Below are 25,009 nucleotides of genomic sequence, written 5' to 3'. Positions count from 1 at the left end.
GTTTGCACGGAACCGAGAGACGTACGGTTTTCCATGGCACGCCAGCGAGCGAAAGCTCCCAGCCAGCGCCAGCTCCGCGTGGGCGAGCAGCTGCGCCACACCCTCTCGCAGATCCTGGCGCGCGGCGATATTCGCGACCCGGAGCTGGCGGACATGAACGTCACCGTGACGGAGGTCCGCGTCAGCCCGGACATGAAGGCGGCGACCGCTTATGTGCTGCCCTTCGCGGATGGGACGCCGGAGGATCTGGCCGCCGCGTTGAACCGGGCCGCGCGCTATTTCCGTGGCCAGTTGGGCCGGGAGATCGATCTCAAGTATACCCCGGAACTGCGGTTCGCCCCGGACCGCTCGTTTGACGAGGCGGCCCGGGTCGACGCGCTGCTGCGCAAGCCGCGGGTCCGCCAGGACCTGAGCGACGATCCGGACGCGCCCGGCGGGCCGATCGATACCGGCGAGAACACGGACTCCGATCTGCCGGACGACCCAGACCGCGGCGCCTGACGCGCCCAACCAAGACCCGAACGAACGCGGAAAAGATGAGCGACAAGCGCAAGGCGAAGGGCAACCGGATCGATGGCTGGCTGGCGCTGGACAAGCCGGTCGGCCTGACCAGCACGCAGGCGCTGAACCGGTTGAAGAAGGTCCTTCACCCCAAGAAGGTCGGGCATGGCGGTACGCTGGATCCGCTGGCCAGCGGGCTGTTGCCGATCGCCATGGGCGAGGCGACCAAGACGGTCGCCTACACCATGGAGGGCACTAAGACCTACCGCTTTACCGTGCGCTGGGGCCAGGCGACCGACACCGACGACGCCGATGGCCAGGTGACGGCCGAAACCGATGCCCGCCCGGATGAGCAGGCGCTGCGCGATCTGCTGCCTGCGTTCACGGGGACCATCGAGCAGGTGCCGCCGGCCTATTCCGCGATCAAGGTCGATGGGCAGCGCGCCTACGACATCGCGCGCGATGGCGGCCAGCCGGACCTGGCCCCGCGCGCGGCGCGGATCGACAGCCTGAGCCTGGAGCGGATCGACGACCGCGACCACGCCACATTGGTCTGCACCTGCGGCAAGGGCACCTACATCCGGGCGCTCGCCCGCGACATCGCGGACGCGCTCGGCACTTTCGGCCACCTGTCGGCCCTGCGCCGGACCCGGGTGGGCGGCTTCCGGGAAGATCACATGATTTCCCTGGAATCGCTGGAGGCGTTGGGGCATAGTCCCGGCGCCTTCGAGTACCTGCTTCCGATCGAGACCGCGCTGGACGACATCCCGGCGCTGGCCTTGTCGGACGCCGAGGCGAACCGGTTGCGCAGTGGCCAAAGCGTGTCGCTGCTTCAACGGTCCCATCTCGAACGCCTGCGCGATCTGGATAACGGTGACGTCGTCTTCACCAAGACGGACGACCGGCCGGTCGCGCTGGCCCGGTTCGAGGCGGGCGAGCTTCGCCCGGTGCGCGTACTCAACCTCTAAAGCCGGTCACGCAAACTAAGCCCTTCGGACCGCTGCGGGGCTGCGCCGGCACTGAAAACAACCGAACCCAAGAGGACGACTTACCCGATGTCGATCACGACCGAGCGCAAGCAGGAGCTTGTGAAGGAATACGGTGCCAACGACAACGACACCGGCTCGCCGGAGGTTCAGATCGCGATCCTGACGGAGCGGATTCAGAACCTGACCGAGCACATGAAGGACCACAAGAAGGACTTCCACTCCCGCCGGGGCCTGCTGATCATGGTCGGTCAGCGTCGGCGGCTGCTGGATTACCTGAAGCGCAAGGACAAGTCGCGCTACGACAAGACCATCCAGTCGCTGGGCCTGCGCCGCTAAGCGGCGCGCGCCTCAGGCGGCCATGGTCTGCGCCCGACCCCGCATCGAGAAGACTTTCCGCCCGGCCGCGTGCCGGGCGGTGCGTATCGGCCTCTTGCCAACGCGGCAGATCGGCTGTGTGCGGGGCGGGGCGTGGTATGGCATTGTCCCCGACACCTTGAAGATGGAGCCCGCGTGGACCGGTCGGCGCGCGGGCTTCGATAGAGCCGGGCCGACGTAAGCGGCGCGTGCCCTGCAGGCGGTCTGCTGCCTGCGGGGATTTCGCCGTTTGCGCGGGTCCGGCTGCCGCAACCGGCCGGTCAACCGGATAAGGAATCGAGAGAGAAGATGTTCGACGTACACCGCAAGGAAATTGATTGGGGCGGGCGCCCGCTGGTGCTGGAGACGGGCCGCGTCGCCCGCCAGGCCGATGGCGCTGTGATGGCTCGCTACGGCGATACGGTGGTGCTGTGCACGGCCGTCGGCGACAAGACGCCGAAGCCGCACCTGCCGTTCTTCCCCCTGACCGTGAATTACCAGGAGAAGACGGCGGCCGCCGGCAAGATCCCGGGCGGCTTCTTCAAGCGTGAGGGCCGGCCGACCGAGAAGGAGACCCTGACCTCCCGCCTGATCGACCGCCCGATCCGTCCGCTGTTCGCCAAGAACTTCAAGAACGAGACGCAGGTCATCTGCACCGTCCTGAGCCACGATCTGGAGAATGATCCGGACGTCGTGGCGATGGTCGGCGCCTCCGCCGCGCTGACGATCTCGGGCATGCCCTTCATGGGCCCGATCGGCGCCTGCCGCGTCGGCTACAAGGACGGTGAGTACGTCCTGAACCCGACCCAGGCCGACCTGCCGAACGGCGATCTCGATCTGGTCGTCGCCGGCACGCAGCAAGGCGTGATGATGGTCGAGTCGGAAGCCAAGGAGCTGTCCGAGGAGACCATGCTAGGCGCCGTGAACTTCGGCCAGGAGCAGTACCAGAAGGTGATCAACGCGATCATCGAGCTGGCCGAGGAATGCGCCAACGATCCCTGGGACGTGCCGGAGGATCCGGAAGAGAAGAAGACGGTCCACGCCAAGCTCAAGGAGCAGGTCTCCGACAAGCTGCGCGCGGCCTATCAGATCGTCGACAAGAAGCAGCGCCAGGAGGCCCTGGAGGCTGTCCGGACCGAGGCGCTGGAGGCGATCGGCGAGGAGAACGAGGTCGAGTACGCGATCACGCCGGCGGTCATCAAGGACCTGGAGCGCGACATCGTCCGCGGCTCGATTATCGAGACCGGCAACCGGATCGACGGCCGCCGGGTCGAGGGCGTGCGTCCGATCGTCTCCGAGGTCGGCGTGTTGCCGCGCACCCACGGCTCCGCGCTGTTCACCCGCGGCGAGACCCAGGCGATGGTGACCACCACGCTGGGCACCGGCCAGGACGAGCAGATCGTGGACGCGCTGGAGGGCGAGTACCGCCAGGCGTTCATGCTGCACTACAACTTCCCACCTTATTCGGTGGGCGAGACCGGCCGCATGCTCTCCCCGGGCCGGCGCGAGATCGGCCACGGCAAGCTGGCCTGGCGCGCGCTCAACCCGGTGATGCCGAGCAAGGAGGACTTCCCCTACACGGTCCGCGTCCTCTCGGAGATCACGGAGAGTAACGGCTCCTCCTCGATGGCTTCGGTGTGTGGCGCCTCGCTGTCGATGATGGACGCCGGCGTGCCGCTGCCGCGTTCGGTGGCCGGCATCGCCATGGGTCTGATCAAGGAAGGCGACGACTACGCCGTCCTGTCCGACATCATGGGCGACGAGGACCATCTGGGCGACATGGACTTCAAGGTCGCCGGCACCGAGGCGGGCGTTACCTCGCTGCAGATGGACATCAAGATCACTAGTGTGACGCCGCAGATCATGCAGATCGCCCTGAACCAGGCCCGCGACGGCCGGCTGCACATCCTGGGCGAGATGCAGAAGGCGCTGACGACCGCGCGCGAGGGCGTGTCCGATCGTGCCCCGCAGATCACCGTGATCAACGTGCCGAAGGACAAGATCCGCGACATCATCGGCACCGGCGGTAAGGTGATCCGCGAGATCTGCGAGGAGACCGGCGCCAAGGTCGACATCGAGGATGACGGCACCGTCAAGGTCGCCGCCGTCAACGCCGATGCGGCCAACGCGGCGATCAACTGGATCAAGGGCATCGTCGCCGAGCCGGAGCCGGGCAAGATCTACGACGGCAAGGTCGTGAAGGTGGTCGACTTCGGCGCCTTCGTGAACTTCCTCGGCCAGAAGGACGGCCTGGTGCACATCTCCGAACTGTCCGACGAGCGCGTCGGCAAGGTGACCGACGTCGTCAACGAAGGCGACATGGTCAAGGTGAAGTGCATGTCGTTCGACGATCGCGGCCGCGTGAAGCTGTCGATGCGTCAGGTCGACCAGCAGACCGGCGAGGATCTGGGCGAGAAGGTCGCGAGCTAACCGGCTCCGACTTTCCCAGCGCATTCCTGCGCACGATTAAGGGCGGCACCCCCGGGTGCCGCCCTTTTTCGTGTCTATAGCGCAGGCGCCGACCCGCTACCCCGCCACCCGCCAAACGCTGGTGGCGCAGAGTTCGCGGTCTTCCAGCTCGCGGGTGGTGGGCACGGTGTAGTGTGCCAGTCTGGTGAACCCGTCGCTCGGCAGGTAGTGGCGGTGCGGGTCGCCGACCAGCACCGCCGCGCCGCCGCGCGCCAGCCGCTTCAGCCAGGGCGCGACCCGTTGCGCCATCTCGCGCTCGTAGAAGACGTCGCCGGCCAGCACGACGTCCCAATTGCCCGGCGCGTCGATCATGTCGGCGTCGGTGACGTCCAGCCAGACGTCGTTGGCGGTGGCGTTAAGCTGCATCGCCGCGCAGGCGAACGGGTCGAGGTCGCTCGCCGTCGCCGCGGCCGCGCCGGCCTTGAGGGCCGCGATCGCGCACAGGCCGGAACCGGCGGCGAAGTCCAGCACCCGCTTGCCGCGCACCACCTCCGGCGTGTCCAAGAGGTAGCGCGCCAGCGCCTGCCCACCGGCCCAGGCGAACGCCCAATAGGGGGGCGGCACGCCGTTCTCCGCCAATTCCTCCTCGCTCGCATGCCACAGCGGGTTCAGCTCGTTTGCCCCGTAGATCGCGATCTCCGGGATCAGGCGGGGGCTTTCCAGGCTGGTCTGTTCGCGCACGAAGGCAGCGGGTGTGCGCGCGGCGTTGGAAAGCGGATCGTTCATGCCCCTCCGGCCGCCAGCAGGATGCCGGCGAGCAGCAGGGCGCCGACGTAGCGGTTGGCCTTGAACTTGGTCAGGCAGTCCTGGTGGTTGTCGATGTCGAGGGTGAGGATCTGCCAGCCGAAGTGCAGCGCGACCGCGCCGATGCCGATCAGGTAGGCGGCGGGCAGCCCGGCGACCCAGCCGGCGGCGGTCCAGAAGGTGAGCGCGATCAGGAAGAACACGACCAGGGCCGGATGCGTCCAGTTGCCGAGCCTGAGCGCTGACGATTTCACGCCGATCAGCAGGTCGTCTTCCTTGTCCTGGTGGGCGTAGATCGTGTCGTAGCCGAGCGTCCAGGCGATCCCGCCCAGGTAGAGCAGCAGCGCCGGCAGCGCCAATGCGTGGTCCACCGCCGCCCAGCCGACCAGCGCGCCCCAGTTGAAGGTCAGGCCGAGCCAGGCCTGCGGCCAGTAGGTGATCCGTTTCATGAACGGATAGGCAGCGACCAGTCCCAGCGAGATCAGCCCCAGCCAGATCGCCGGGAAGCCTAGCTGCACGAGCACCGCGAGCCCGACCAGCGACAGGCCGACCAGCAGTGCCCAGCCTTCCTTGAGGCTGACCAGTCCAGCGGCGATTGGTCGCGTGGCGGTACGCGCCACCTCGCCGTCGATATCCCGGTCGACCACGTCGTTATAGGTGCAGCCGGCCCCGCGCATCACCAGCGCGCCGATCGCGAACAGCACCAACAGGTAGATGCTCGGCATCTGCCCGTGTGCTGCCGCGGCCATCGAGGCCGACCACCAGCAGGGCCAGAGCAGCAGCCAGGTGCCGATCGGCCGGTCCGCCCGTGCCAGGCGCAGGAACGGCCGCCAGGCCTTGGGCGGATAGCGGTCGACCCAGGTGCCCGTTGGGATGTCGCTGCGTGTGTCCGGGGCGTGCCCGCTCGCCGAGGCGCGCTGCGGGCTCGCGCCTTGCTGCGGGGCCTGGGGGGTGTTGTTGCCGGCGACTGTCATGGGGCGCGATCTTTTCACTGGAACGCCGTCGGCTCAAGGTGGCACACCGTAACCGAACGTCTAGCGCGGTCCCTGTTACATACCCGCCACATCCCATACGCGCTACCGCCGGATCGAATCGAGTTTCTGCCCGTGACCGCCAACCCGATCGCTACCCGCCTGTTCGTCGACCCCGCGCTGGGCGCGGGGCAAACGGTGGGGCTGGACCATCAGCAGGCACACTATCTGCGCTCGGTGCTGCGGCTGTCGACCGGGGCGGAGTTGGCGCTGTTCAATGGGCGCGACGGCGAATGGCGCGCCCGGATCGACGCCTTGGGCAAGGGCTGGGCCTCGCTCGCCGTGCTCGACCAGCGCCGGGAGCAACAGCCCGAGCCCGACCTCTGGCTGCTGTTCGCACCGATCAAGCGCGCGCGCCTGGACTTCATGGTGGAGAAGGCCTGCGAGCTCGGCGTTTCCCGCCTGCTGCCCGTGTTCACGCAGAACACCGATGTCTCCCGGGTCAACTGCGAGCGGCTGCGCGCCAACTGCCGGGAGGCGGCGGAGCAGTGCGAACGCCTGAGCGTGCCCGAGGTTGCAGAGCCGATCCGCCTGCGTGCGCTGCTGGAGACCTGGCCGGTTGAGCGCCACCTGCTGTTGGGCGCGGAGTCGGGCGAAGCGCCGCCGGTCGCCGAGCAGGTGGCGCAGGCCCGCGAGCAGGCCGGGGGCCGGGCGGCAGGAGCCGCCAACACCGCGCCTTGGGCGGTCCTCGTCGGGCCCGAGGGCGGCTTCACCGAAGCGGAACTTGACGCCCTTAACAAACTTCCCTTTGTTACCGCCGCTGGGCTGGGGCCGCGGGTGCTGCGCGCCGATACGGCCGCGATCGCGCTCATCGCCTGCTGGCAAGCCTGGCTCGGTGACGGCGACGCCCGGCCGCCCTTTCGCAGCTGAGCTGCGGGGCGTTCGCGCGCCCCGCTTCGCCCGTCGTCCACCTTCGTTTCCTGCCGCCAAGAAGAGACCGCCAATGTCCGCTCCCCCGACCGCCAAGGGCGCGCCGATCGAACGTCGCGACCAGCTGGTGCAGTCCCTGGCCGATGGCTGCAAACCGCGCAGCGACTGGCGGATCGGGACGGAACACGAAAAGTTCGTCTATACCGTCGATGGCCACCGCCCGGTCCCCTACGCGGCGCCGGAAGGTCAGCCTGGGATCGAGAACCTGCTCGAGGGGATCGCCCGCTACGGCTGGCAGCGGGTCGAGGAGAACGGGCACGTGATCGCCCTCAAAGGCAGGCACGGCTGCAACGTCTCGCTCGAACCGGGCGGGCAGCTGGAACTGTCCGGGGCGCCGGTGCGCACGCTGCACGAGACCTGTCGTGAGGTGAACCAGCATCTGTCGCAGGTGAAGCAGGTCGCCCAACCGCTCGGCGTGGGCATGCTGGGTATGGGGTTCACGCCCGACTGGCGGCGCGACGAAATGCCCTGGATGCCCAAGCAGCGTTACGAGGTGATGGGCAACTACATGCCCAAGGTCGGCACCCTCGGCCTCGACATGATGCTGCGCACCTGCACCGTGCAGGTGAACCTGGATTTCGCCGACGAGGCCGACATGGTGAAGAAGATGCGCGTCGGCCTCGCGCTGCAGCCGGTTGCCACGGCGCTGTTCGCGAATTCGCCGTTCACCGAGGGCAAGCCGAACGGCTTCCTGTCCTATCGCAGCCACATCTGGACCGATACCGACCCCGACCGCTGCGGCATGCTGCCGTTCGTGTTCGACGAGGGCTTCGGCTTCGAGCGCTACGTCGACTACGTGCTCGACGTGCCGATGTACTTCGTCTTCCGCGACGGGGTGTTCCACGACGTCGCCGGCAAGTCGTTCCGGGACTTCCTGAACGGCAAGCTGGAAGGCTTCGAGGGAGAAGTTCCCCATATGTCCGACTGGTCGGATCACCTGACCACGCTGTTCCCCGAGGTCCGGCTGAAGAGCTATATCGAGATGCGCGGCGCCGACGGCGGACCGTGGCACGTGCTATGCGCGCTGCCGGCGTTCTGGGTCGGGTTGCTGTACAACAGCAGCGCCCTCGACGCTGCCTGGGACCTGATGAAAGGCTGGACGGTCGAGGAGTTGCAGGAGCTGCGTGCGCAGGTGCCGCGCCATGGCCTGAAGGCACAGGTCGGGGGGACGCGCGTGCTGGATCTCGCGCGCGAGACGTTGGAGATCGCCGATCACGGTCTGGCGACCCGCAACAACACCGATGGCATCTTCGGCCAGGACGAGCGTCAGTTCCTGACCCCGCTCAAGCGGATCGTGGACTCCGGTGAGACCTGGGCGGAAGAGAAGCTCCGCCACTACCATGGCAAGTGGAACCAGTCGGTCGATCCGATCTATCGGCGCTATTCGTACTGAGCAGGCGCCAGCAATAGGGCCGTGAGCCCTGAGATAAGGCCGCTATATGGAAGGTCGCGTTGTCTGGCCAACGTGATCGAGGCGATGTGCGCGCGCGACGGCCGGGGTTTTGACATCCGTCAACGCGCCTGTCGGCGGTCGCCTCTATCGATCCCCGGCACAGATAAAAAGGCCGGCCAGACGGAAGGGGGGTACCGTCGGCCGGCCAAGTCGGGCAGTCGGACGAGCAGTTTCGATGGGTGTCGAAACGCTCAACCAGAGTATAGGTGAAAAACCGCTAAGCGGGCATGAATCGTTTGCGTTGCTACCGCGTTAATCGTGTGTGCGCCACGCGGTCGGCGTGTGAGCGGTGGGTGTCGCGCGCTTGCTGCTGGAAGGGCCCGGCGGCGGCTGTTTAGGCCGCCGTGCCGCCGACGGTGATCTCGTCGACCTTCAAGGTCGGCTGGCCGACGCCCACGGGCACGCCCTGGCCCTCCTTGCCGCACATGCCGATGCCGGTGTCGAGCTTCATGTCGTTGCCGACCATCGACACCTTGGTCAGCACGTCCGGGCCGTTGCCGATCAGGGTCGCGCCCTTGACCGGCGCGCCGATCTTGCCGTCCTCGATCAGGTAAGCCTCGGTGCAGGAGAACACGAACTTGCCGCTGGTGATGTCGACCTGACCGCCGCCGAACGAGGTGGCGTAGATTCCCTTCTTGACCGAGGAGATGATCTCGCCCGGATCGCGGTCGCCGTTCTCCATCACGGTGTTGGTCATGCGCGGCATCGGCGCGTGCGCGTAGGACTGCCGGCGGCCGTTGCCGGTCGGGGTATGGCCCATCAGCCGAGCGTTCTGCCGGTCCTGCATGTAGCCGACCAGCTTGCCGTCCTCGATCAGGGTGGTGCGGTTGCTGGGCGTGCCCTCGTCATCGACCGAGAGCGAGCCGCGCCGGTCGGGCAGCGTGCCGTCATCGACCACCGTCACGCCGGGCGACGCGATCCGTTCGCCCATCAGGCCGGCGAAGGCAGACGTCTTCTTGCGGTTAAAGTCGCCTTCCAGGCCGTGGCCGATCGCCTCGTGCAGCAGGATGCCGGGCCAGCCGGCTCCAAGCACGACCGGCAGCGTGCCGGCCGGCGCGTCCACCGAGTCGAGGTTGACCAGCGCCTGCCTCAACGCCTCGTCCACGGCCGCCTGCCAGTGGTCCGGTTGCATGTAGATCTCGTAGCCGGTGCGCCCGCCGGCGCCATGCATGCCGCTTTCCATCCGGTCGCCCTCGCCGCAGACGACCTGCACGTTGAGCCGGACCAGCGGGCGCACGTCGGCGACGTGGTGGCCGTCTGCGCGCACGATCCGCACCGCCTGCCACGAGCCGGTCAGCGACGCGGAGACCTGCTTCACCCGGCTGTCCTTTGCCCGGGCATAGGCGTCGATCTCCGACAGCAGCTTCACCTTCGCCTCGAAGGCAACGTCGTTGAGCGGGTTGTCGTCGCCGTACAGCACCCGGTTGGTGCCGATCGGCGGTTGCGCGATCACCCCGGAACGCCCCTGGTGCACGGCGCCGACGGTGCCGGCCGCGCGCTTGATCGCGTCCTCCGACAGCTCGTTGGAATGGGCGTAGCCGGCCGCCTCGCCCGCGACCGAGCGCAGGCCGAAGCCCTGCATCGTGTCGTAAGACGCGCTTTTCAGCCGGCCGTCGTCGAAGGCGAGCGATTCGCTTTGGGTGTATTCCAGGAACAGCTCGCCGTCGTCCGCGCCCGTCAGGGCGTTGTCGACCAGCTTTTCGGTCCGGTGCTTATCCAGGCCGGCGCGCTCGAAGAACAGGGTGTCAGTGGTAGCGAGGTGCGACATGGCGGGCGCTCCGGTCTTACTCGGTCGGTGGCGGGCTTGGTCGGTGGCGGGGACACGACTCGCGTGTCGGGTCTCAAGCGGGCGAGGCGCAGGGCTGGCCGCCGGTTCGGGGCCGAAAGGTCTGTTCGCCTAGAAGACCCATTCCTGATATAAGGCGGCCGGGGGCGCGCGTCATCCGTCCGGCACCCTAACATCCTTGTATGGGGGCGTGTTCACCCCAGGCACGGTCATCCTGAAAGCGAGAGTGGAGCGGGCTTTGTCGAGCGACGTCAAGCAAGGCGATCAGCGTGTGCAGGATCTGCAGGCAACGCCCAAGCCGGTCGACCATCCCGATCGGCGGCGCCTGAACGAGGAGGTCCACGCCCGCCCGTTCGCGCACCTGGAAGCCCCGGAGCGCGCCACGCATCTCGCGCTCCTGACCGGAGAAGCCGGGGTGGAAACCGATTTCGCCCACCTCAACAAGCTGTGCGAGCGCTACAAGATTGCCCCGCCGTCGGCGGAGCAGAACCACTGCCTGCTCGATTTCGGCGACTTTCGCCTGAAGTGGGAGCGGCATACCGAGTTCACCAGTTATACCTTCTTCACCGACGGCCCGCTGCCGGACGATCCGTTCAAGCAATCCGCGATCGAGCAGGTGCCGCGCGATTGGGTCGAGAGCATCCCGGGCCAGGTCCTCTCCGCCGTGAAGGTCGTCGTGGAGCCGCGCAACGCGCCCAAGCGCGCGCCCGAGACCGCGACCCGGTTCATGTCCTCCGCCAACTTCGCCGCGGCGCAATGCTCCGGCGGCTCGGCGACGGCGTTCATGGACTTCGCGATGGACGCGCAGGGCTATGGGCGCGCGTTCATCCGCGACCACAGTCTGCGCCCACGGCAGGCCGGCCGGCTGGTGCAACGGCTGATGGAGATCGAGACCTACCGGATGCTGGCGCTGCTCGCCTTTCCGCTGGCGCGGTCGCGCGGCGGCGAGCTGACGCGTATGGGCAACCGCCTTACCGACGTCACCCAGCGGATGACCGAGATTCGTGCCCTGGAAGACGAGCGCCAGCTGCTGGTCGACATCACCGCGCTGTCCGCGGACGTGGAGCGGGTGGCGGCCGAGACCTCGTACCGCTTCTCCGCGGCGAACGCCTATTACGAGCTGGTCGAGCGGCGGATCGACGAACTGCGCGAGCAGCGCCTGGAAGGCTTTCAGACCTTCAAGGAGTTCATGGAGCGTCGCCTGACGCCGGCGATGCGCACCTGCGATGCGGTGCGTGACCGGCTGGAGACGCTGTCGCGGCGCGTGACCCGCGCCGGTCAGCTGCTGCGGACCCGCGTCGACATTCAGGTGGAGGGGCAGAACCGCGACCTGCTCGCCTCCATGGACCGGCGCGCGAAGCTGCAACTGCGCTTGCAGGAGACGGTCGAGGGCCTGTCGCTCGCCGCGATCACCTACTACGCCGTCGGTCTGGTCAACTACATGACCAAGGGCGCCGACGAAGCCGGCCTGGGCCTCCCGGTCGAGCTGATCACGGCGGTCGCCGTACCGGTGATCGCGATCACTGCCTATATCGGGGTCCGACAGGTACGCAAACGCATCCAGCGGGCGGAAGGCGGGGGTTAAGCCCGCTTGCGAAGCCGCGCGGCGTAGAAGCCGTCCATGCCGCCCTGCTCGGCCCAGTGGCAGGGCAGGGTGCGCAGGTCGCCGTCCGGGGTAATCGCCTCGGCCGGGACGCCGAGTTCGTCGGCGGTGATCGGCATCCGTTCGAAATCGTTCCGGCTGCGTAACAGGGCCTGGACCTGTTCGACGCCTTCTTCCGGTTCCAACGAACAGACGGCGTAGACCAGCGTACCGCCGGGCGCGAGCATCCCGGCGGCGGCGTTCAGCAGATCGGCCTGCAACGCGGCCATCTGCTGCGCATCCTCCGGGCGCTTCAGGTACGCGATGTCGGGGTGGCGGCGCAGCGTGCCGGTGGCGGTGCAGGGCGCGTCCAGGAGGATCTTTTCGGGCGTGTCCGGCGGGGTCCAGTCCTGGATCTCCGCCGCCACCGTGGCGGCGGCGAGCGACAGGCGCGCGAGGTTGCCTTCGAGCTGGCGCAGCCGGGCTTCCGAGCGGTCGACCGCCATGACATAGGCGCCGGCCGCGGCCAGTTGCGCCGTCTTGCCGCCCGGGGCGGCGCACAGGTCGAACACCCGCTGCGCGCGCACGTCGCCCAGCAGGCGCGCCGGCAGTGCGGCGGCGGCGTCCTGCACCCACCAGGCGCCGTCGTCGTAGCCCGGCAGCTTGCGCACGTCGCCGCGCGCGCCGGTCAGGCGCAGCGTGCCGGTCGGCAGGCGGGTGGCGTCCAGCGTCTCGGCCCAGCCGTCCGGGTCGTCCTGCACGCTCAAGTCCAGCGGCGGTTCGGCCAACTGCGCGGTGGCGATCGCGCGGGCGGTGGCCTCGCCATAAGCGTGCGTCCAGCGCTGCCACAGCCAGTCGGGGGTGGATAGGCGCGCGGCATCCTGCGCGCCTAGGATCTGGTCGCGCTCCCGGTCCAGGCGGCGCAGCACGGCGTTCAGCAGGCCCTTGTGCGCGCCGACCCGAACGCCGGTGGCGAGACCCACCGTCTCGCCCACGGCGGCATGCGCCGGTACCTGCAGGATCAACAGCTGCGCGGCGCCCAGGCGCAGCAAATCCTGGACCGCGTTCAGCTTGCCTTTCAGCGGCTTGTCCAGGCAGCGGCGAATCGCGTCGTCGAGCTGGCCCAGCCGGCGCAGCGTGGTCGCGGTCAGGTGGCGGGCGAACGCGCGGTCGCGCGGCGCCAGCGCCTCCAGACGCGGCGTCTCCGCCAATGCGTCCTCCAGCGTGTGGCCCTTGCGCACGACCGCGCGCAGCAATTCGAACGCCGCCCGCCGGGACTCCCGGCCAGCGGTGGGTTGGGTCTCGGTCTCGTTCTCGTTCATGGCTGCCGCATGTAGCACGCCCGCGCGGGCTGTGCGGAGAGGGGATTCACCAGCAAGACACAAAGACACAAAGACACAAAGACACAAAGACGCTGGAGCGCTGGGCTGCGTGGACCTTCCGCGTGGCACCTCAGCAGCCGACACGACGGGGGTCTTCAGCGCGCTTCGCGCGCAATCAACCCCAGCTAAACAAGAACAGCCCGTCGGACTCGAGTCCGACGGGCTCTTTAAGTGGCAGGCCACCTTCGTGCCTTTGTGTCTTGGTGGGGATGACCCTATTCAGCGTCATCCCCAGGGACGCGCCGTCGCCTGGGCGGCGTCACCGCCGCTGGTCTTGCCCCAGTCCTGGGCGAGCTGTTCCAGGCGCTGCACGCGGTCCTGGGTGGTCGGGTGGGTGGAGAACAGGGCGCCCACGCTTTTCCCGCTCAGCGGGTTGATGATGAACAGGTGCGCGGTCGCCGGGTTCTTTTCCGCCTGACGGTACTCGGCCTCGTGCGCCAGCCGTTCGATCTTCGTCAGCGCGGAGGCGAGCCACATCGGTTGACCGCAGATTTCCGCCCCGCCCTTGTCGGCGGCGTACTCGCGGGTGCGCGAGATTGAGGTCTGAACCAGCATCGCCGCGATCGGCGCCAACAATGCGACCAAGATCGCCCCGAAGCCACCCAACGGGTTGTCGCGGTTGCCCCCGAACATGCCCGCGAACATCGCGAAGTTGGCCAGCATCGAGATCGCGCCCGCGATCGTCGCGGTGATCGTCATCGTCAGCGTGTCGCGGTTTTTCACGTGCGCCAACTCGTGCGCCATCACCGCGGCGATCTCCTGCTGGTTCAGGCGGCGCAGCAGGCCCATGGTTGCCGCGACGGCGGCGTTGTCCGGATTGCGGCCGGTGGCGAAGGCGTTCGGTAGGTCGGTATCGATGATATAGACCCGCGGCATCGGCAGCTCGGCGTTCTCCGCCAACTGCGCGACCATCTGGTAGAACTGCGGCGCGCTTTCGGCGTTGACCTCGCGCGCGTTGTACATCCGCAGGACGATCTTGTCCGCGTTCCAATAGCTGAACAGGTTCATCGCCGCGGCGAGGCCGAGGGCGATCAGCATGCCGCCCGTGCCGCCGACGAGATAGCCCGCGCCCATGAACAGCGCCGTCAGCGCGGCCAGTAGGGTGAAGGTGCGCAGGGTATTGAACACGGCCCGGAAACTCCGATCAGTTGCGCCTCGATCGTCTCGATAAGTGGGCGGCCGGCATCCGGCGTTCAAGATAGCCGTCTGCGCCCCGGCGGCGCTTGCCAGCCGCTTGGGTCCGCGCCATTGTCTGGGCCATGACACGCATCTTCAAAGCCCGCAAACCCAACCCCGCGAAGGCCAAAAGCCAGCCGGCCGCCGCCGAGCGCAAGCCCGCCGCCAAGCAGCCGGACGCCCAGGATCTGGATCGCGCCGCCCAGCAGAAGGCGGCGGAGAGAGAGTCGGACGGTGGCGGCGACCAGCCGGCCAAGACCAAGGAAGTCGGCGGTCCCGACGGCCCGGAGCCGACCCGCTACGGCGACTGGGAACGCGGCGGCATCTGCTACGACTTCTAGGTCGGTTGCCCCCGGGCGGCGCCGTGCCGCGTCGAATGGCTGAAAGGTGGGGCACCACAAAGATACGAAGACACCAAGTTGACTGGCTTTGGGACCGGCGCGGTAAGGACAAATACGCGGCCGCGCAAAGGTTGGGAGGCGCGCTTCGCGCGCATCAGGCAAAGCCGCTGGTGACTCCCTTCATCGCCTGTCTGGGCGACTAGGAACCAGTGTGGCGAGGCATCTTGGTGCCCCCTGTGTCTTGGTGGTGCATTTCTTTAGCTACTGCACGAGCTTCACCACCCGGCCCGGCTGCAGCTCCTCGCCGGGTTCCAGGGCGTTGAGGACCTGGAAGCGGCGCAGGGGGAGGTCTTCGTAGGGCAGGCGTTGGGCCAGGCTTTCCTGGGTGTCGCCTGCCCGCACCGTGTAGAGGCGGATGCGCCGCGGCTCGAGCGCGGCGGCTTCGGTCGCCGAAAGCTTGCGGAAGGAGTTCAGCGTCACGTCCGCCAGCCGCTCCGGCGGGCCGGCGTCCTGGGGCACGAACAGGAAGCGATAGGTCGTATTGCTGTCGTAACGAACGATTGCCAACCGCACCGTGCGCGCGCCGCCATCCGTCCGGGCGCGGGCCAGTGCGGTGGCGCCGCTCATGCCGTTCACCTCGATCCGGGTCAGGGCGTCCAGCCGCGTCCCTTTCGCCCAGACGTCGCGCAGGTAGCTTACCGGGCTCCGCCCGGCGGACTTCGGCGCGCCGGCGAACACCATCAGGCCATCCGGGCCGCTTGCCTTCACGCTGCTTTGGCCGTTCTGCATCCGGTAGCCGTCCGGCACCTCGAACGCCAGGCGCAGCTCGGGGTGCAGGAACGCCTGGCCCCGGACATAGCCCTGCTCCGGCCCGTGGCCGTACAGCAGGCCGTCCAGCTTGGGCAGGTAGACCTCGCGCGCGGTCATCGGATCGGCGACCCGGGTGGTCTCCGCCCGCGCCATCGCCTCGCGCACGCGCTCGACCGTGCGCGGGTGGGTCTGCAGCAGGCTGAACTCATTCGCCGCGTCGGGGTTGCCGGCGAGTTCGGCCTTCAGTTCGCTTTCCGCCTGCAGCTTGGCGAGGAACGCGGCGGAGGCTTCGGGGTCGTAGCCGGCGCGGGTCAGGTAGCGGATGCCGAGCGTGTCCGCCTGCATCTCGTGTTCGCGCGAATAGCTGGCGAGCGCCACCTGCGACAGGGCGGAGGTCGCCTGCCCCGCCGGACCGCCGAGCAGCGCGCCGGATAGCACGCTCGCCACCCCGGCCAACTGCTGGCTGCCGTACCGCTGGGCGGAGTGGCGGGCGGTGACGTGGCCGATCTCGTGCGCCAGCACGCTCGCCAGCTGCGCCTCGTCCTCCGCCAGCGCGATCAGCCCGCGGGAGACGTAGACGTAGCCGCCCGGCAGCGCGAAGGCGTTGACCACCGGGCTGTTCAGCACCGTGAAGGTCCAGTCGATCTGCGGCAGCTCCGAGGTCTGGGCGAGCAGGGTGCCGACCGAACTGACGTAGTGCTGCAGCTCCGCGTCGTCGTAGGCGCCGCCGAACTGCTTGAGCAGCTTGGGGTGCTGCTCGGCGCCCATCTGCTGGCCGTCCTGCAGGCTCATCCCGCCGGTGAAGATCCGCTCCCCGGTCGCCGGCGCGGTCGAGCAGGCGCTTGCCAGCGGCAACAGCGCCGCCAGCGCGAGCGCGGCGAGCCGGCGGGGCGCCGCATCCCATGCTTTCCCCACAGGAGAGACGGCAACGCGGTGTGTCAGGGTCGGGAAACAGCGCATCACACGCATCGTTCTAGCTATCCAGCTTGCGGATCTGTTCCGGGTGGGTGGCCTCGATCAAAGGGCCGTTATAGCTTGTCAGCCAGCCGCGCACCTGCACGCGGGCGTCATCGTAGCGCCGCACGTCGATCCCTTCCTCAGCAAACAGGCGCGCGGTGCGTGGGGCCAGCGTGACGGTGAAGTCGCTGCGCCAGTCCGGCCCGAAATTCAGATACACCCGTCCGTCCACCGTCGCCACGTCGCGCACCCGCGCCTTGACCACCTGGAAGGTGTCGATCAGGGCGTCCAGCTCGTTGGTGCCGCGCACCTGATAGAAGGGATGGTCCCAGATGCCGCGACCGTCCCTCCGGGCGGTATCTTCCCGCGCGTACATCTCCGCGGCCAGGGTCCGGTTGTCCGCGAAGGTGTAGACCCGCGCCATGCCGGCCCGCAGCATCGCGCCTTGTACCCAGCTGCCGTCATCGCGGTAGAGATGCGCCAGCATCCGCCCGTGCCGGTCGATCGGCCGGCCGCCATAGGCGAGCGTGACCGCCTGCCCAAGCGTCAGCCGGCTGAGTTCCGCCTTGGCCGCGTCCGCCAGCGGCCAGGCCTCGAAATCCGGCCGGCCGAGCGGCAGCTTGGGCGCCTGCAGCCCGACCAGCCGAACCTCCCGCCCGTCGCTGAGGATCAGCGTGTCGCCGTCGACGATCTCGGTCACGCGGCGACGATCGCCAACCGCCAGCGCCTCCGGCACCTGCGGGGGCGCCGCCGCGCGCGTGCGACCGGGGGACAGCGCCATTGCGGCCAGGCCGCCCGCCGCCAGCCGCAGCGCGCCACGTCGCGTCGACCATCGGTTGCAAGTGGGCCAGGGATGCCTCATGAAAGTCAGTCTAACAGCCCTTGAGCGGCTGAGGGGATGCGCGAACGGACAAGATGCGCCATATCGGATATCAGACCGGCGCGCCCCACCCACCCCCACTTTCGCTGAGGATCGATGACCCGGCCGCAACGCGACCTCTTTCCGTCCGTGCACACCCAGGACCAGGGCCAATTGCCGCTGGACGACCGGCACACGATGTACTGGGAAACCGCCGGCAAGCCCGACGGCCAGCCGGCGCTGTTCCTGCATGGCGGCCCCGGGGCCGGCGCCTCGGCCGATCACCGGCGGTTCTTCGATCCCGAGCACTATTACACCGTGCTGTTCGATCAGCGCGGCGCCGGCCGTTCCACCCCGCTGGGCGAGACGCGCGACAACACCACCCAGCACCTGATCCAGGATATCGAAACGCTGCGCCAGCACCTCGGCATCGAGCGCTGGCTGCTGTTCGGCGGCTCCTGGGGGTCGACGCTGGCGCTCGCCTACGCCCAGGCGCATCCTGAACGTGTCACCGGGCTCGTCCTGCGCGGCATCTTCCTCGGCCGCCGCAGCGAGATCCGCTGGTTCCTGACCGGCATGGGCGCCTTCTGCCCGGAAGCCTGGGACCGCTTCGCCAGCTATATCCCGGAGGCCGAGCGCGGCGACCTGCTGCGCGCCTACTGCACCCGCCTCGACGATCCCGATCCGGAAATCCACGTCTCGGCCGCCCGCGCCTGGAGCACCTACGAGGGCAGTTGCTCCACCCTGCTGCCCAGCCCGGAAACGGTCGCCGCCTTCGGCGACGCGCGCACCGCCCTCGGCCTGGCGCGCCTGGAGGCGCACTATTTCGCCCACAACGCCTTTCTGGAAGAAGGCCAGCTGCTGCGTGACGCCGGGCGTCTGCACGGCATCCCCGGCACCATCGTGCAGGGCCGCTACGACGTCATCTGCCCGCCCCAAAGCGCCTGGGAACTCAAGCAGGCCTGGCCGCAGGCCCAGCACGTCATCGTGCCCGACGCCGGCCACTCCGCCATGGAACCCGGCATCCGCCGCGCCCTGGTCGCCGCGACGCAACGGATGGAGGGCGTGAAGTAGTCCGGTCCCGATAAGGATCGGGTCGAAGCACGCCTGACGGCGGCAACCCCGCTGCGACGGGCCAACGAAGCCGCCGGCCGGCGGCTTGGGACGGCTTTCGAGGCGGTCGCCTCGCTTGGGTGTAGGGCCGTGCTGCCCGCAAAGGCCGTGCCCGCGCCAACACGTCTCGAAACACGGCCCAAACCCGTGCTATAACCCGCGCCGGCCCGAAGCGGCCCCCGCGTCCCCGTAGCTCAGCTGGATAGAGCGACAGCCTCCTAAGCTGTAGGTCGCAGGTTCGAATCCTGCCGGGGACGCCAAATTCATTCGGCCTGTTCAGTGACTTGACCTTGCTCCGGCGGGAGCTCGTGCGCCGTCGCATGGTGCACAGAACATTCGAAATTTTCCGCGCATTTCTTCTGGCTGCTGCTGGCTTTTCTGCCTTTTCTTTTCACCCACGGCATATGCCTCGGGTCATTTGTTTGGATTGTTCGTGAGTGCCCGACGCGCAAAACAAAAACCCCGGCACTACATGTGCCGGGGTTTTTGGCTAGAACTGCTTGCGCAGCCCAGCATCCTTCAGAGTTTTGTTGGCTGTATGGCGGGACTTGATGTTCTGGTCGACAGGAAAGTTGGTATCCGTACGTGGGCTATGCCAGATTTCGTGATCGCCTTTTCCTTGGCGCACAAAATAGCAACCAGCGTCGTTTAGGAGCTTTTTGAGCTCCTTAGAGTAGTCGCCCATTAGCTCGGAACGCGAATCCTATCGAGACGTTCGACCATCAGGTGCACCGGGATATCCTCATCGGGTTCCCAGTCGATCAGGTGGCGGTTAAGCTCCGCCAATTCAGGGGCGCGCGCGATCACCTTTTCGCGTAGCGCGTCCACCGTTTCTGCCTCTGCTACAAGCCCGGGCAGATCACTGTCGCTGACATACCAAACGCCTGCCTCATCGTCCCACTCAACGCGGACGATAAACTCAGAGCGCGGCATGACTCCCTCCTTGCTAAGATGGCATGTGTATCATGCCTTCGTCGGATAAGCGGATCTTACGCCCGCTTAATTGACAGTCTGTAAAGTGGCATCAGGGTGCCGCAAAGGCAACATACCAGCTGTGGTTGGCTGTCAGTCGCATTATACGAAACCATGTGTCTCGTAGGCGTCTCCTATATGTGTGAGCCTGCCAGGTGCCGTCGTAGATGTGTTGGATTCATGCTTCAAAGCGGTCCCTGGTGCGACATTCGCAGTTAACCTGATGGTGTTTCTCCTGTTCGCATCGAAGTGCGTAAGCCGGGGTCTGTCTGTTGCGCGTGACCGGAATGCTGTTGCCGCAGATCACATGTAGCGTCGGTATGATGGGGTTTCTGTTAAAATGGAATAACAGATATTGAAGTTTGTCATCCCATCGCCAAAATGGCGTGCATCCCCGCGGCACCCTGCTGCGCTGCACGAAGGAGGCGATCGATGGAGACTCGTACACTTGGACGCAACGGTCCGGCGCTGTCGGCCCTTGGCCTTGGCTGCATGGGCATGTCGGACTTCTACGGCCCGGCCGACCGGGACGAGAGCCTCGCCACGATCCAGGCCGCGCTGGCGCGCGGTGTCACCCTGCTGGATACCGGCGACTTTTACGGCCACGGCCACAACGAGCTGCTGCTCCGCGAGGCGCTGCAAGACCGGCGGCGCGAGGACGTTTTCATCGCCGTCAAGTTCGGTGCCATGCGCGCGCCGGACGGGCAGTTCATCAGCTACGACGCGCGGCCGGTGGCGGTGAAGAACTTCCTGTCCTACACGCTGCAGCGGCTGGGCACCGACTACATCGACCTGATGCAGCCGGCCCGGCTCGACCCCGACGTGCCGATCGAGGAGACGGTCGGCGCGATCGGCGAGATGGTGCAGGCCGGCTACGTCCGCCATATCGGCCTGTCCGAGATGGCCGCCGACACGATCCGCCGCGCCGCGTCGGAACAGCCGATCCAGGCGCTGCAGATCGAGTACTCGCTGATGTCGCGCGGGATCGAGCGCGAAATTCTGCCGACCTGCCGCGAGCTCGGCATCTCGGTCACGGCGTACGGCGTGCTGAGCCGGGGTCTGCTGTCGGACAGCCCGGTGCGCGCACGTGTCGGCAACGCCGGCGACTTCCGCGCCCATAGCCCGCGTTTCCAGGGCGCCAACCTGGAGCGCAACCTCCAGCTGGTGGAGGCGGTGCGCCGGGTCGCCGAGGCCAAGCAGGCGACGGTGGCGCAGATCGCCATCGCCTGGGTGCTGGCGCAGGGTGACGACATCATCCCGCTGGTGGGCGCGCGCCGACGCAGCCGGCTGGATGAGGCACTTGGCGCACTGGACATCGCGCTCGACGACCGCGACCTTGCGGCGATCGCGGCGGCGCTGCCGGCGGACGCGGTGGCCGGGAACCGCTACAACGAGCACCAGATGGCGATGCTGGACAGCGAACGCAGCACGTCCGGCTGAGACGAGGTGAGATGAGCAGCGAGACCCTGACACCGGAACGCATTCTCGACGCCGCTGAGGAGGTGCTGCGCCGCTACGGCCCGGCCAAGGCGAACGTCGTCGATGTGGCCCGTGCGCTCGGGGTCTCGCACGGCTCGGTCTACCGCCACTTCCCGACCAAGGCGGCGTTGCGCGACGCCGTTGCGTCGCGCTGGCTGGCGCGGGTGTCGGCGCCGCTGCGCGCGATCGCGGAAGCGGACGGTCCGGCGACCGAGCGCCTGCAGCGCTGGCTGCGGGCGCTCGCCGAGGCGAAGCGGCACAAGGTGCGCGACGATCCCGAACTGTTCGCCACCTATCACGCGATCGCCGAGGAGTCGCGCGAGGTGGTGCGGGCGCACGTCGACGAGCTGGTGGGCGATCTGGCCCGGATCGTCGCCGACGGGCAGCGCGAGGGCGTTTTCCATGTCAGGGATGCCGAAGCGGCGGCGCGCGGCGTGTTCGATGCCACCCAGCGCTTTCACCACCCGGCGCACAGCGACGAATGGGCCGATCCGGACATCGACCGTGCGTACGACAGTGTGGTGGCGCTGCTGCTGGCCGGGCTTCGAGCCGGTCCGGACGGTCCAGACAGCCGCGTGTGAAGGCTAAGGCGGGCGCGGGGGCCAACGCCTAGCGCTGCGGCGGTGCCACGCCGGGTCTTCCGACTCCCATGACGCAACGCGTCGCGTTCGTGTCGCCGGTGCGCAGGAATGCTGCGTCGGGCGCGTGAAACGATCGCTCACAGATTGATGGTTGCACCGGTGGAACAGCGGCGCCGCGTCGCGAGTCCCCTGGCAACCACCGATCGACTGACGAGTGACGGTGAGATTCACGGCCGAGACGAGCGACGTGCGATGACCTCCCCAGCGACGACCCCCTTGAGCGATGACGACAGGCGTCGGGTATCCGACCGGCTGCGGGCGGTGCGGGCCTATGGCGATCTGGACCAGGTGGCCGAGTTCCTGGGCCTCGTGCCGCTGCAAGCGCGCACCTACCTGCTGACCCACGTGCTCAAGACCGACGAGATCCGGGTCTACCGTCACGAGGTTACGGCCGCCGACGTGCGCGCCGAGCAGCTCGCCAAGGACACGCGCACGCCGGCCGCCTGGCGGCAGTGGCTGGCCCGTTCGCGTCAGCTGTTCTCCGACGATCCCTGGCGTGTGGCCGAGCAGTATTTTTTCCTCTCCGAGCCCGGGCGCAACGTCGTCTACTGGGCGCTCACCCGGGACGAGCGCTATGCCCTGCGGCAGTTGAGCGAGAAGCGCTGGCGCGACCTCAACGTTGCCTTTTCCGAACAACGCGCCGCCAACCGCATGCGTCGCGCACCGCTGGATCAGACCGCTTAGGAATCTGCGACGCCGCCGTGCGGATGTCACGGCTGACACGGTCGTTCCAAAGACGTTCACGGCGATGCAACGGCGGGCGGGCTTGTGCCGACGCGCCAGGGCGGCTAGGCGTGGGGCACGTATTGCTATTCACCAACAGCTTTTGGTCCCGTCATGCTTGATTCGTTGCGTGCCGCCGCCTCGACGGCCGTGCTTCCTCGTGCCTATTTCCGGTACGCCGCCTCACGCCCGGCCGCCCTGCTGCTGGCCGGCGGGCTCGCGCTCGCGGTTGCCGCGCCAGCCGCGGCACAGCAGGAAAGTGACGGTCAGGAGCGTTCGGCGTCCGATCAGCAGGAGCAGGCCGGCGTCGAACTGTACGACGCGCCGCAGCCGTCGGGCTCTGAAGACGGGACCTGGACCCTCAACTGGGAAAACGACATCTTCGGCGGCACCGACCGCAACTACACCAACGGCAATCGTTTATCCTACGTCTCGCCAGAGGCGGGCATGGGCGGGTTGCACGGACCGATCGCCCGTGCGCTCCTGTTCGCCGACGATGCGGATCGGGTGCGTTGGGGGCTGGCGATCGGGCAGAGCATGTACACCCCGCGCAATACCGAAGCCCGGCGGCCGCTGCCGGACCAGCACCCCTACGCCGGTTGGGCCTACGGCGAGTACTCGGTGTACGCCCAGGACGACGATTCCCTGCGCATGATCGGTCTGCAGGCCGGCATGGTCGGGCCAAGCGCCCGGGGCGAGTGGGTGCAGAACAACGTCCACAGAGCTATCGGCACCGACGAGTCCAACGGCTGGGACAACCAGTTGGAGGACGAGCCGGCGTTCGTGCTGATGTATGAACGCAAGGAGCGCGCCCTGATCGCCGGCGAGTACCTGGGGCTGCAGCTCGATGTGGTGCCGCACGTCGGTGTCGCGCTCGGCACCCTGCGCACGCAGGCGAGCGCGGGGGCGACCTTGCGCTTCGGCGACGATCTGAAGCGTGACTTCGGGCCGCCGCGGATTCGCCCCGCGATGGGCGGCAGTGGCTATTTCGAGGCCACCCCCAGCTTCAACTGGTATCTGTTCGTCGGCGCCGAGGGCCGGGCGGTCGCGCGCAACCTGTTCCTGGACGGCAACACCTGGAAGGACAGTGCCAGCGTCGAGCGCAAACCGTTCGTCGCCGAGCTGCAATACGGCCTGGTGATGCAGTACGACAACCTGCAGCTTGCCTGGACCTTCGTCACCCGCAGCCGGCAGTTCGACGAGCAGGAGCGTCCGCAGCAGTTCGGCGCGGTCAGCCTGTCGGTGAAATTCTAGATCAGTCGCCGCGGGCGCGCTGCACCAGCCGGCTGCGGGGGCGCAGGATCTCCCGCCGGGCCAATAGCGCCCGGCCGTCGATGCTGGGATTGGCCTGGAGCGCGGCCTCGATGGTCAGCTGCTCGAACAGGTCGCGCTGCGCCCAACTGCCGCCCAGGCGCCAGAACTCGCCGCGGATCGGGCTCAGCAGCTCGAGCGCGTCCTCCCCGTCGCTGCGGTAGTAGGCGACGATCGCCCGGCACAGTCCGTCCAGCACCTGCGCCAGCGCTGGATCGCGCCGGCCGGCGCGTTTCATTCGGGTCAGCACGTCGTCTGCCAGGCGCTCGGCCGCGTCGAGCTCGCCCGCCGCGGCGAGGGCCAGCACCTTGTGCGGCTCGGTGAAGGGACCGTTGAAATCGTCCGCCAGCGCCTGCACCGGGGCGACCAGGGCCTGCCAGCGATCGCCCACGTCGATCCCAAGGAACTGCAGCCGGGTGAGCAGCGAGGCGGCGTTCTGGACATCCAGGTAGAACGGCCGTGCGCCGGGCGCGAGGTGGGCGTCGTAGAGCTGCAGCACCTCGGCGTCGCGGCCGAGCTCGACGGCGTACAGTGCACGGTGCCACCAGACGTGGTTCTTGAACGGGTTGCGGTCGTCCCACGCCGGCTCGTTGAGCGGGATCAGGTCGCAGCCTTCCTGGAAGCGTTCGTCCATCTCCAGCACGTGCGCCATCGCGTGCAGCGCCCAGAGGTCGTCGGGCGCGTGCTGCACCGCCTGCCGGGCGTAGTCTTCGGCCCGGCGGCGCTCGCCGGATTCCTCCAGCCCGAAGGCGAGCATGCCGAGGACGCTGCCGTAGCCCGGCAGGTCCGGCGTCCAGGCGTGCAGGCTTTCCGCCGGACCTTCCGTCAGCTCGTCGTCGCGCCCGCGCCAGAAGGCGTTCAGGTGGTGCAGCCGCAGGGCCAGCAGGTCGTGGGGATAGGCGCGCACGATCCGCTGCCACAGGGCGGCCGCGCCGGCAACGTCGCCCTCCGCCCAGCTGGCGAGCGCGGCGACGTGCCCGCGTTCCCGGTCGTTCAAGCGGTCGTGCTGCGCCTTCGCGGCCTCGGTCGCTTGTAGAGCCTTGGCGACCGTCCCCTCGGTGCCGAGCAGCAGGTACTGATAGCCCTTGAAGCAGTGGCCGAGCGCGAAGTCCGGATCGGCCGCGAGCGTTGCCTTGACGTGATCGTTGGCGTTGGACCGGTACTCCAGCGTTGCCAGGACCGCGCTCTCGTAGGCCCGAACGGCGTCCGGACTGTCGGTGCTGACGGGCTGGTTCCAGAGATCGGTGATCGCCATGGGTGTCAAAGGGCTCCTGATGTCGGGCGGGACCAAGGTACGCGCGGTCACCTTAACCTAGATGCCCAGGCTGGGGCGGGCCAGGGGCCGTCGCGAGGCGGTCCTGTGTGATCTGGCCGTGTGGCCAACACGTAAAGCGGGTGATGGCTGC

At 68.0% G+C, this 25,009-nt stretch carries 23 protein-coding genes and 1 tRNA gene; 14 read left to right on the top strand and 10 right to left on the bottom strand.

Annotated elements, in window-relative coordinates; translation table 11 throughout:
- The first annotated feature begins 33 nt into the window (after positions 1-33).
- From rbfA to pnp, 4 genes are all read left to right on the top strand, one after another.
- Positions 34-501, top strand: coding sequence for a 30S ribosome-binding factor RbfA (gene rbfA, locus RHOSA_RS0101240; RefSeq protein WP_027287256.1), 468 nt, complete (start codon positions 34-36; stop codon positions 499-501).
- A gap of 35 nt (positions 502-536) precedes the next feature.
- Positions 537-1,469: a tRNA pseudouridine(55) synthase TruB gene (truB, locus tag RHOSA_RS0101235; RefSeq protein WP_027287255.1), complete on the top strand. Its 933-nt coding sequence runs from the start codon at positions 537-539 to the stop codon at positions 1,467-1,469.
- An 87-nt stretch (positions 1,470-1,556) separates the two neighbouring features.
- Positions 1,557-1,826 (top strand): 30S ribosomal protein S15, encoded by a 270-nt coding sequence (gene rpsO, locus RHOSA_RS0101230; protein WP_027287254.1) that lies wholly within the window; start codon positions 1,557-1,559, stop codon positions 1,824-1,826.
- Between the two features lie 327 nt (positions 1,827-2,153).
- Positions 2,154-4,274, top strand: a complete 2,121-nt coding sequence (gene pnp, locus RHOSA_RS0101220) for a polyribonucleotide nucleotidyltransferase (protein WP_027287252.1) — start codon at positions 2,154-2,156, stop codon at positions 4,272-4,274.
- A gap of 96 nt (positions 4,275-4,370) precedes the next feature.
- Here the strand turns inward: pnp and RHOSA_RS0101215 are convergent, their stop codons facing one another.
- Both RHOSA_RS0101215 and ubiA read right to left on the bottom strand, forming a co-directional pair.
- Entirely contained in the window at positions 4,371-5,039 is a 669-nt protein-coding gene (locus RHOSA_RS0101215; RefSeq protein ID WP_027287251.1) for a class I SAM-dependent methyltransferase, read from the bottom strand.
- Positions 5,036-6,031 (bottom strand): 4-hydroxybenzoate octaprenyltransferase, encoded by a 996-nt coding sequence (gene ubiA / locus RHOSA_RS0101210; protein ID WP_081728356.1) that lies wholly within the window; start codon positions 6,029-6,031, stop codon positions 5,036-5,038. Before ubiA ends, RHOSA_RS0101215 begins: the two co-directional genes overlap by 4 nt.
- A gap of 132 nt (positions 6,032-6,163) precedes the next feature.
- Between ubiA and RHOSA_RS0101205 the strand changes: the two genes are divergently transcribed.
- Positions 6,164-6,958 carry a 16S rRNA (uracil(1498)-N(3))-methyltransferase gene (locus RHOSA_RS0101205; RefSeq protein WP_027287249.1) on the top strand — a complete coding sequence of 265 codons (795 nt, stop codon included), beginning with the start codon at positions 6,164-6,166 and terminating at the stop codon, positions 6,956-6,958.
- A 73-nt stretch (positions 6,959-7,031) separates the two neighbouring features.
- Entirely contained in the window at positions 7,032-8,411 is a 1,380-nt protein-coding gene (locus tag RHOSA_RS0101200; protein WP_027287248.1) for a glutamate--cysteine ligase, read from the top strand.
- 394 nt (positions 8,412-8,805) lie between these two features.
- Here RHOSA_RS0101200 and tldD read toward each other — a convergent pair whose 3' ends face one another.
- Positions 8,806-10,239, bottom strand: coding sequence for a metalloprotease TldD (tldD, locus tag RHOSA_RS0101195; RefSeq protein WP_027287247.1), 1,434 nt, complete (start codon positions 10,237-10,239; stop codon positions 8,806-8,808).
- Positions 10,240-10,495: 256 nt separating this feature from the next.
- On the opposite strand from tldD, the gene RHOSA_RS0101190 reads away from it, so the two are divergent.
- Positions 10,496-11,842 carry a DUF3422 family protein gene (locus RHOSA_RS0101190; protein ID WP_215904970.1) on the top strand — a complete coding sequence of 449 codons (1,347 nt, stop codon included), beginning with the start codon at positions 10,496-10,498 and terminating at the stop codon, positions 11,840-11,842.
- On the opposite strand, the gene rsmB is transcribed toward RHOSA_RS0101190, so the two are convergent.
- Positions 11,839-13,161: a 16S rRNA (cytosine(967)-C(5))-methyltransferase RsmB gene (gene rsmB, locus RHOSA_RS0101185; protein WP_027287245.1), complete on the bottom strand. Its 1,323-nt coding sequence runs from the start codon at positions 13,159-13,161 to the stop codon at positions 11,839-11,841. The genes RHOSA_RS0101190 and rsmB overlap by 4 nt on opposite strands.
- Positions 13,162-13,446: 285 nt before the next feature.
- Positions 13,447-14,349, bottom strand: coding sequence for a zinc metalloprotease HtpX (htpX, locus tag RHOSA_RS19635; protein WP_200371987.1), 903 nt, complete (start codon positions 14,347-14,349; stop codon positions 13,447-13,449).
- 131 nt (positions 14,350-14,480) lie between these two features.
- Between htpX and RHOSA_RS19630 the strand changes: the two genes are divergently transcribed.
- A complete protein-coding gene (locus RHOSA_RS19630; RefSeq protein ID WP_037255464.1) occupies positions 14,481-14,738 on the top strand; it encodes a succinate dehydrogenase assembly factor 4 in 258 nt (85 codons plus the stop codon).
- Between the two features lie 261 nt (positions 14,739-14,999).
- On the opposite strand, the gene RHOSA_RS0101170 is transcribed toward RHOSA_RS19630, so the two are convergent.
- Both RHOSA_RS0101170 and RHOSA_RS0101165 read right to left on the bottom strand, forming a co-directional pair.
- Positions 15,000-16,517: a M48 family metalloprotease gene (locus RHOSA_RS0101170; RefSeq protein ID WP_081728355.1), complete on the bottom strand. Its 1,518-nt coding sequence runs from the start codon at positions 16,515-16,517 to the stop codon at positions 15,000-15,002.
- A 4-nt stretch (positions 16,518-16,521) separates the two neighbouring features.
- Positions 16,522-17,286 carry a thermonuclease family protein gene (locus RHOSA_RS0101165; RefSeq protein WP_027287243.1) on the bottom strand — a complete coding sequence of 255 codons (765 nt, stop codon included), beginning with the start codon at positions 17,284-17,286 and terminating at the stop codon, positions 16,522-16,524.
- Between the two features lie 195 nt (positions 17,287-17,481).
- On the opposite strand from RHOSA_RS0101165, the gene pip reads away from it, so the two are divergent.
- Both pip and RHOSA_RS0101155 read left to right on the top strand, forming a co-directional pair.
- The gene (gene pip, locus RHOSA_RS0101160; RefSeq protein ID WP_027287242.1) at positions 17,482-18,438 is read left to right on the top strand and encodes a prolyl aminopeptidase; all 957 of its coding nucleotides are present in this window, start codon (positions 17,482-17,484) and stop codon (positions 18,436-18,438) included.
- 222 nt (positions 18,439-18,660) lie between these two features.
- A tRNA-Arg gene (locus RHOSA_RS0101155) sits at positions 18,661-18,737 on the top strand.
- A gap of 230 nt (positions 18,738-18,967) precedes the next feature.
- Here RHOSA_RS0101155 and RHOSA_RS0101150 read toward each other — a convergent pair.
- Together RHOSA_RS0101150 and RHOSA_RS0101145 are read right to left on the bottom strand one after the other, a co-directional pair.
- Positions 18,968-19,162, bottom strand: a complete 195-nt coding sequence (locus RHOSA_RS0101150) for a type II toxin-antitoxin system HicA family toxin (protein ID WP_027287241.1) — start codon at positions 19,160-19,162, stop codon at positions 18,968-18,970.
- Positions 19,162-19,410 carry a DUF1902 domain-containing protein gene (locus tag RHOSA_RS0101145; protein ID WP_027287240.1) on the bottom strand — a complete coding sequence of 83 codons (249 nt, stop codon included), beginning with the start codon at positions 19,408-19,410 and terminating at the stop codon, positions 19,162-19,164. The genes RHOSA_RS0101150 and RHOSA_RS0101145 overlap by 1 nt, the downstream gene beginning before the upstream one ends.
- Before the next feature lie 471 nt (positions 19,411-19,881).
- Between RHOSA_RS0101145 and RHOSA_RS0101140 the strand changes: the two genes are divergently transcribed.
- From RHOSA_RS0101140 to RHOSA_RS0101125, 4 genes are all read left to right on the top strand, one after another.
- Positions 19,882-20,889 carry an aldo/keto reductase gene (locus RHOSA_RS0101140; protein ID WP_027287239.1) on the top strand — a complete coding sequence of 336 codons (1,008 nt, stop codon included), beginning with the start codon at positions 19,882-19,884 and terminating at the stop codon, positions 20,887-20,889.
- An 11-nt stretch (positions 20,890-20,900) separates the two neighbouring features.
- Positions 20,901-21,509, top strand: coding sequence for a TetR/AcrR family transcriptional regulator (locus tag RHOSA_RS0101135; RefSeq protein WP_027287238.1), 609 nt, complete (start codon positions 20,901-20,903; stop codon positions 21,507-21,509).
- Between the two features lie 252 nt (positions 21,510-21,761).
- Positions 21,762-22,253, top strand: coding sequence for a hypothetical protein (locus RHOSA_RS0101130; protein WP_156092455.1), 492 nt, complete (start codon positions 21,762-21,764; stop codon positions 22,251-22,253).
- 153 nt (positions 22,254-22,406) lie between these two features.
- Positions 22,407-23,546 carry a lipid A deacylase LpxR family protein gene (locus tag RHOSA_RS0101125; RefSeq protein ID WP_051431677.1) on the top strand — a complete coding sequence of 380 codons (1,140 nt, stop codon included), beginning with the start codon at positions 22,407-22,409 and terminating at the stop codon, positions 23,544-23,546.
- 1 nt (position 23,547) lies between these two features.
- Here the strand turns inward: RHOSA_RS0101125 and RHOSA_RS19625 are convergent, their stop codons facing one another.
- Complete coding sequence (locus tag RHOSA_RS19625; protein WP_051431676.1) at positions 23,548-24,858, bottom strand: tetratricopeptide repeat protein; 1,311 nt, start codon at positions 24,856-24,858, stop codon at positions 23,548-23,550.
- Between the last annotated feature and the right edge of the window lie 151 nt (positions 24,859-25,009).

This window comes from Rhodovibrio salinarum DSM 9154 (genome assembly GCF_000515255.1).
Classification (GTDB): Bacteria; Pseudomonadota; Alphaproteobacteria; order Kiloniellales; family Rhodovibrionaceae; genus Rhodovibrio; species Rhodovibrio salinarum.
This window is presented reverse-complemented; position numbering and strand designations above follow the sequence as displayed.

Excerpts from the sequence above, each read along its gene's own strand:
- RHOSA_RS0101170 (WP_081728355.1), bottom strand. The coding sequence starts at position 16,517 with ATGCGTGTGATGCGCTGTTTCCCGACCCTGACACACCGCGTTGCCGTC.
- pnp (WP_027287252.1), top strand. The coding sequence starts at position 2,154 with ATGTTCGACGTACACCGCAAGGAAATTGATTGGGGCGGGCGCCCGCTG.
- tldD (WP_027287247.1), bottom strand. The coding sequence starts at position 10,239 with ATGTCGCACCTCGCTACCACTGACACCCTGTTCTTCGAGCGCGCCGGC.
- rsmB (WP_027287245.1), bottom strand. The coding sequence starts at position 13,161 with ATGAACGAGAACGAGACCGAGACCCAACCCACCGCTGGCCGGGAGTCC.
- RHOSA_RS0101130 (WP_156092455.1), top strand. The coding sequence starts at position 21,762 with ATGACCTCCCCAGCGACGACCCCCTTGAGCGATGACGACAGGCGTCGG.
- truB (WP_027287255.1), top strand. The coding sequence starts at position 537 with ATGAGCGACAAGCGCAAGGCGAAGGGCAACCGGATCGATGGCTGGCTG.
- RHOSA_RS0101165 (WP_027287243.1), bottom strand. The coding sequence starts at position 17,286 with ATGGCGCTGTCCCCCGGTCGCACGCGCGCGGCGGCGCCCCCGCAGGTG.
- pip (WP_027287242.1), top strand. The coding sequence starts at position 17,482 with ATGACCCGGCCGCAACGCGACCTCTTTCCGTCCGTGCACACCCAGGAC.
- RHOSA_RS19625 (WP_051431676.1), bottom strand. The coding sequence starts at position 24,858 with ATGGCGATCACCGATCTCTGGAACCAGCCCGTCAGCACCGACAGTCCG.
- RHOSA_RS0101215 (WP_027287251.1), bottom strand. The coding sequence starts at position 5,039 with ATGAACGATCCGCTTTCCAACGCCGCGCGCACACCCGCTGCCTTCGTG.
- RHOSA_RS19630 (WP_037255464.1), top strand. The coding sequence starts at position 14,481 with ATGACACGCATCTTCAAAGCCCGCAAACCCAACCCCGCGAAGGCCAAA.
- RHOSA_RS0101135 (WP_027287238.1), top strand. The coding sequence starts at position 20,901 with ATGAGCAGCGAGACCCTGACACCGGAACGCATTCTCGACGCCGCTGAG.
- RHOSA_RS0101145 (WP_027287240.1), bottom strand. The coding sequence starts at position 19,410 with ATGCCGCGCTCTGAGTTTATCGTCCGCGTTGAGTGGGACGATGAGGCA.
- RHOSA_RS0101125 (WP_051431677.1), top strand. The coding sequence starts at position 22,407 with ATGCTTGATTCGTTGCGTGCCGCCGCCTCGACGGCCGTGCTTCCTCGT.
- ubiA (WP_081728356.1), bottom strand. The coding sequence starts at position 6,031 with ATGACAGTCGCCGGCAACAACACCCCCCAGGCCCCGCAGCAAGGCGCG.
- rbfA (WP_027287256.1), top strand. The coding sequence starts at position 34 with ATGGCACGCCAGCGAGCGAAAGCTCCCAGCCAGCGCCAGCTCCGCGTG.
- RHOSA_RS0101150 (WP_027287241.1), bottom strand. The coding sequence starts at position 19,162 with ATGGGCGACTACTCTAAGGAGCTCAAAAAGCTCCTAAACGACGCTGGT.
- RHOSA_RS0101140 (WP_027287239.1), top strand. The coding sequence starts at position 19,882 with ATGGAGACTCGTACACTTGGACGCAACGGTCCGGCGCTGTCGGCCCTT.
- rpsO (WP_027287254.1), top strand. The coding sequence starts at position 1,557 with ATGTCGATCACGACCGAGCGCAAGCAGGAGCTTGTGAAGGAATACGGT.
- RHOSA_RS0101200 (WP_027287248.1), top strand. The coding sequence starts at position 7,032 with ATGTCCGCTCCCCCGACCGCCAAGGGCGCGCCGATCGAACGTCGCGAC.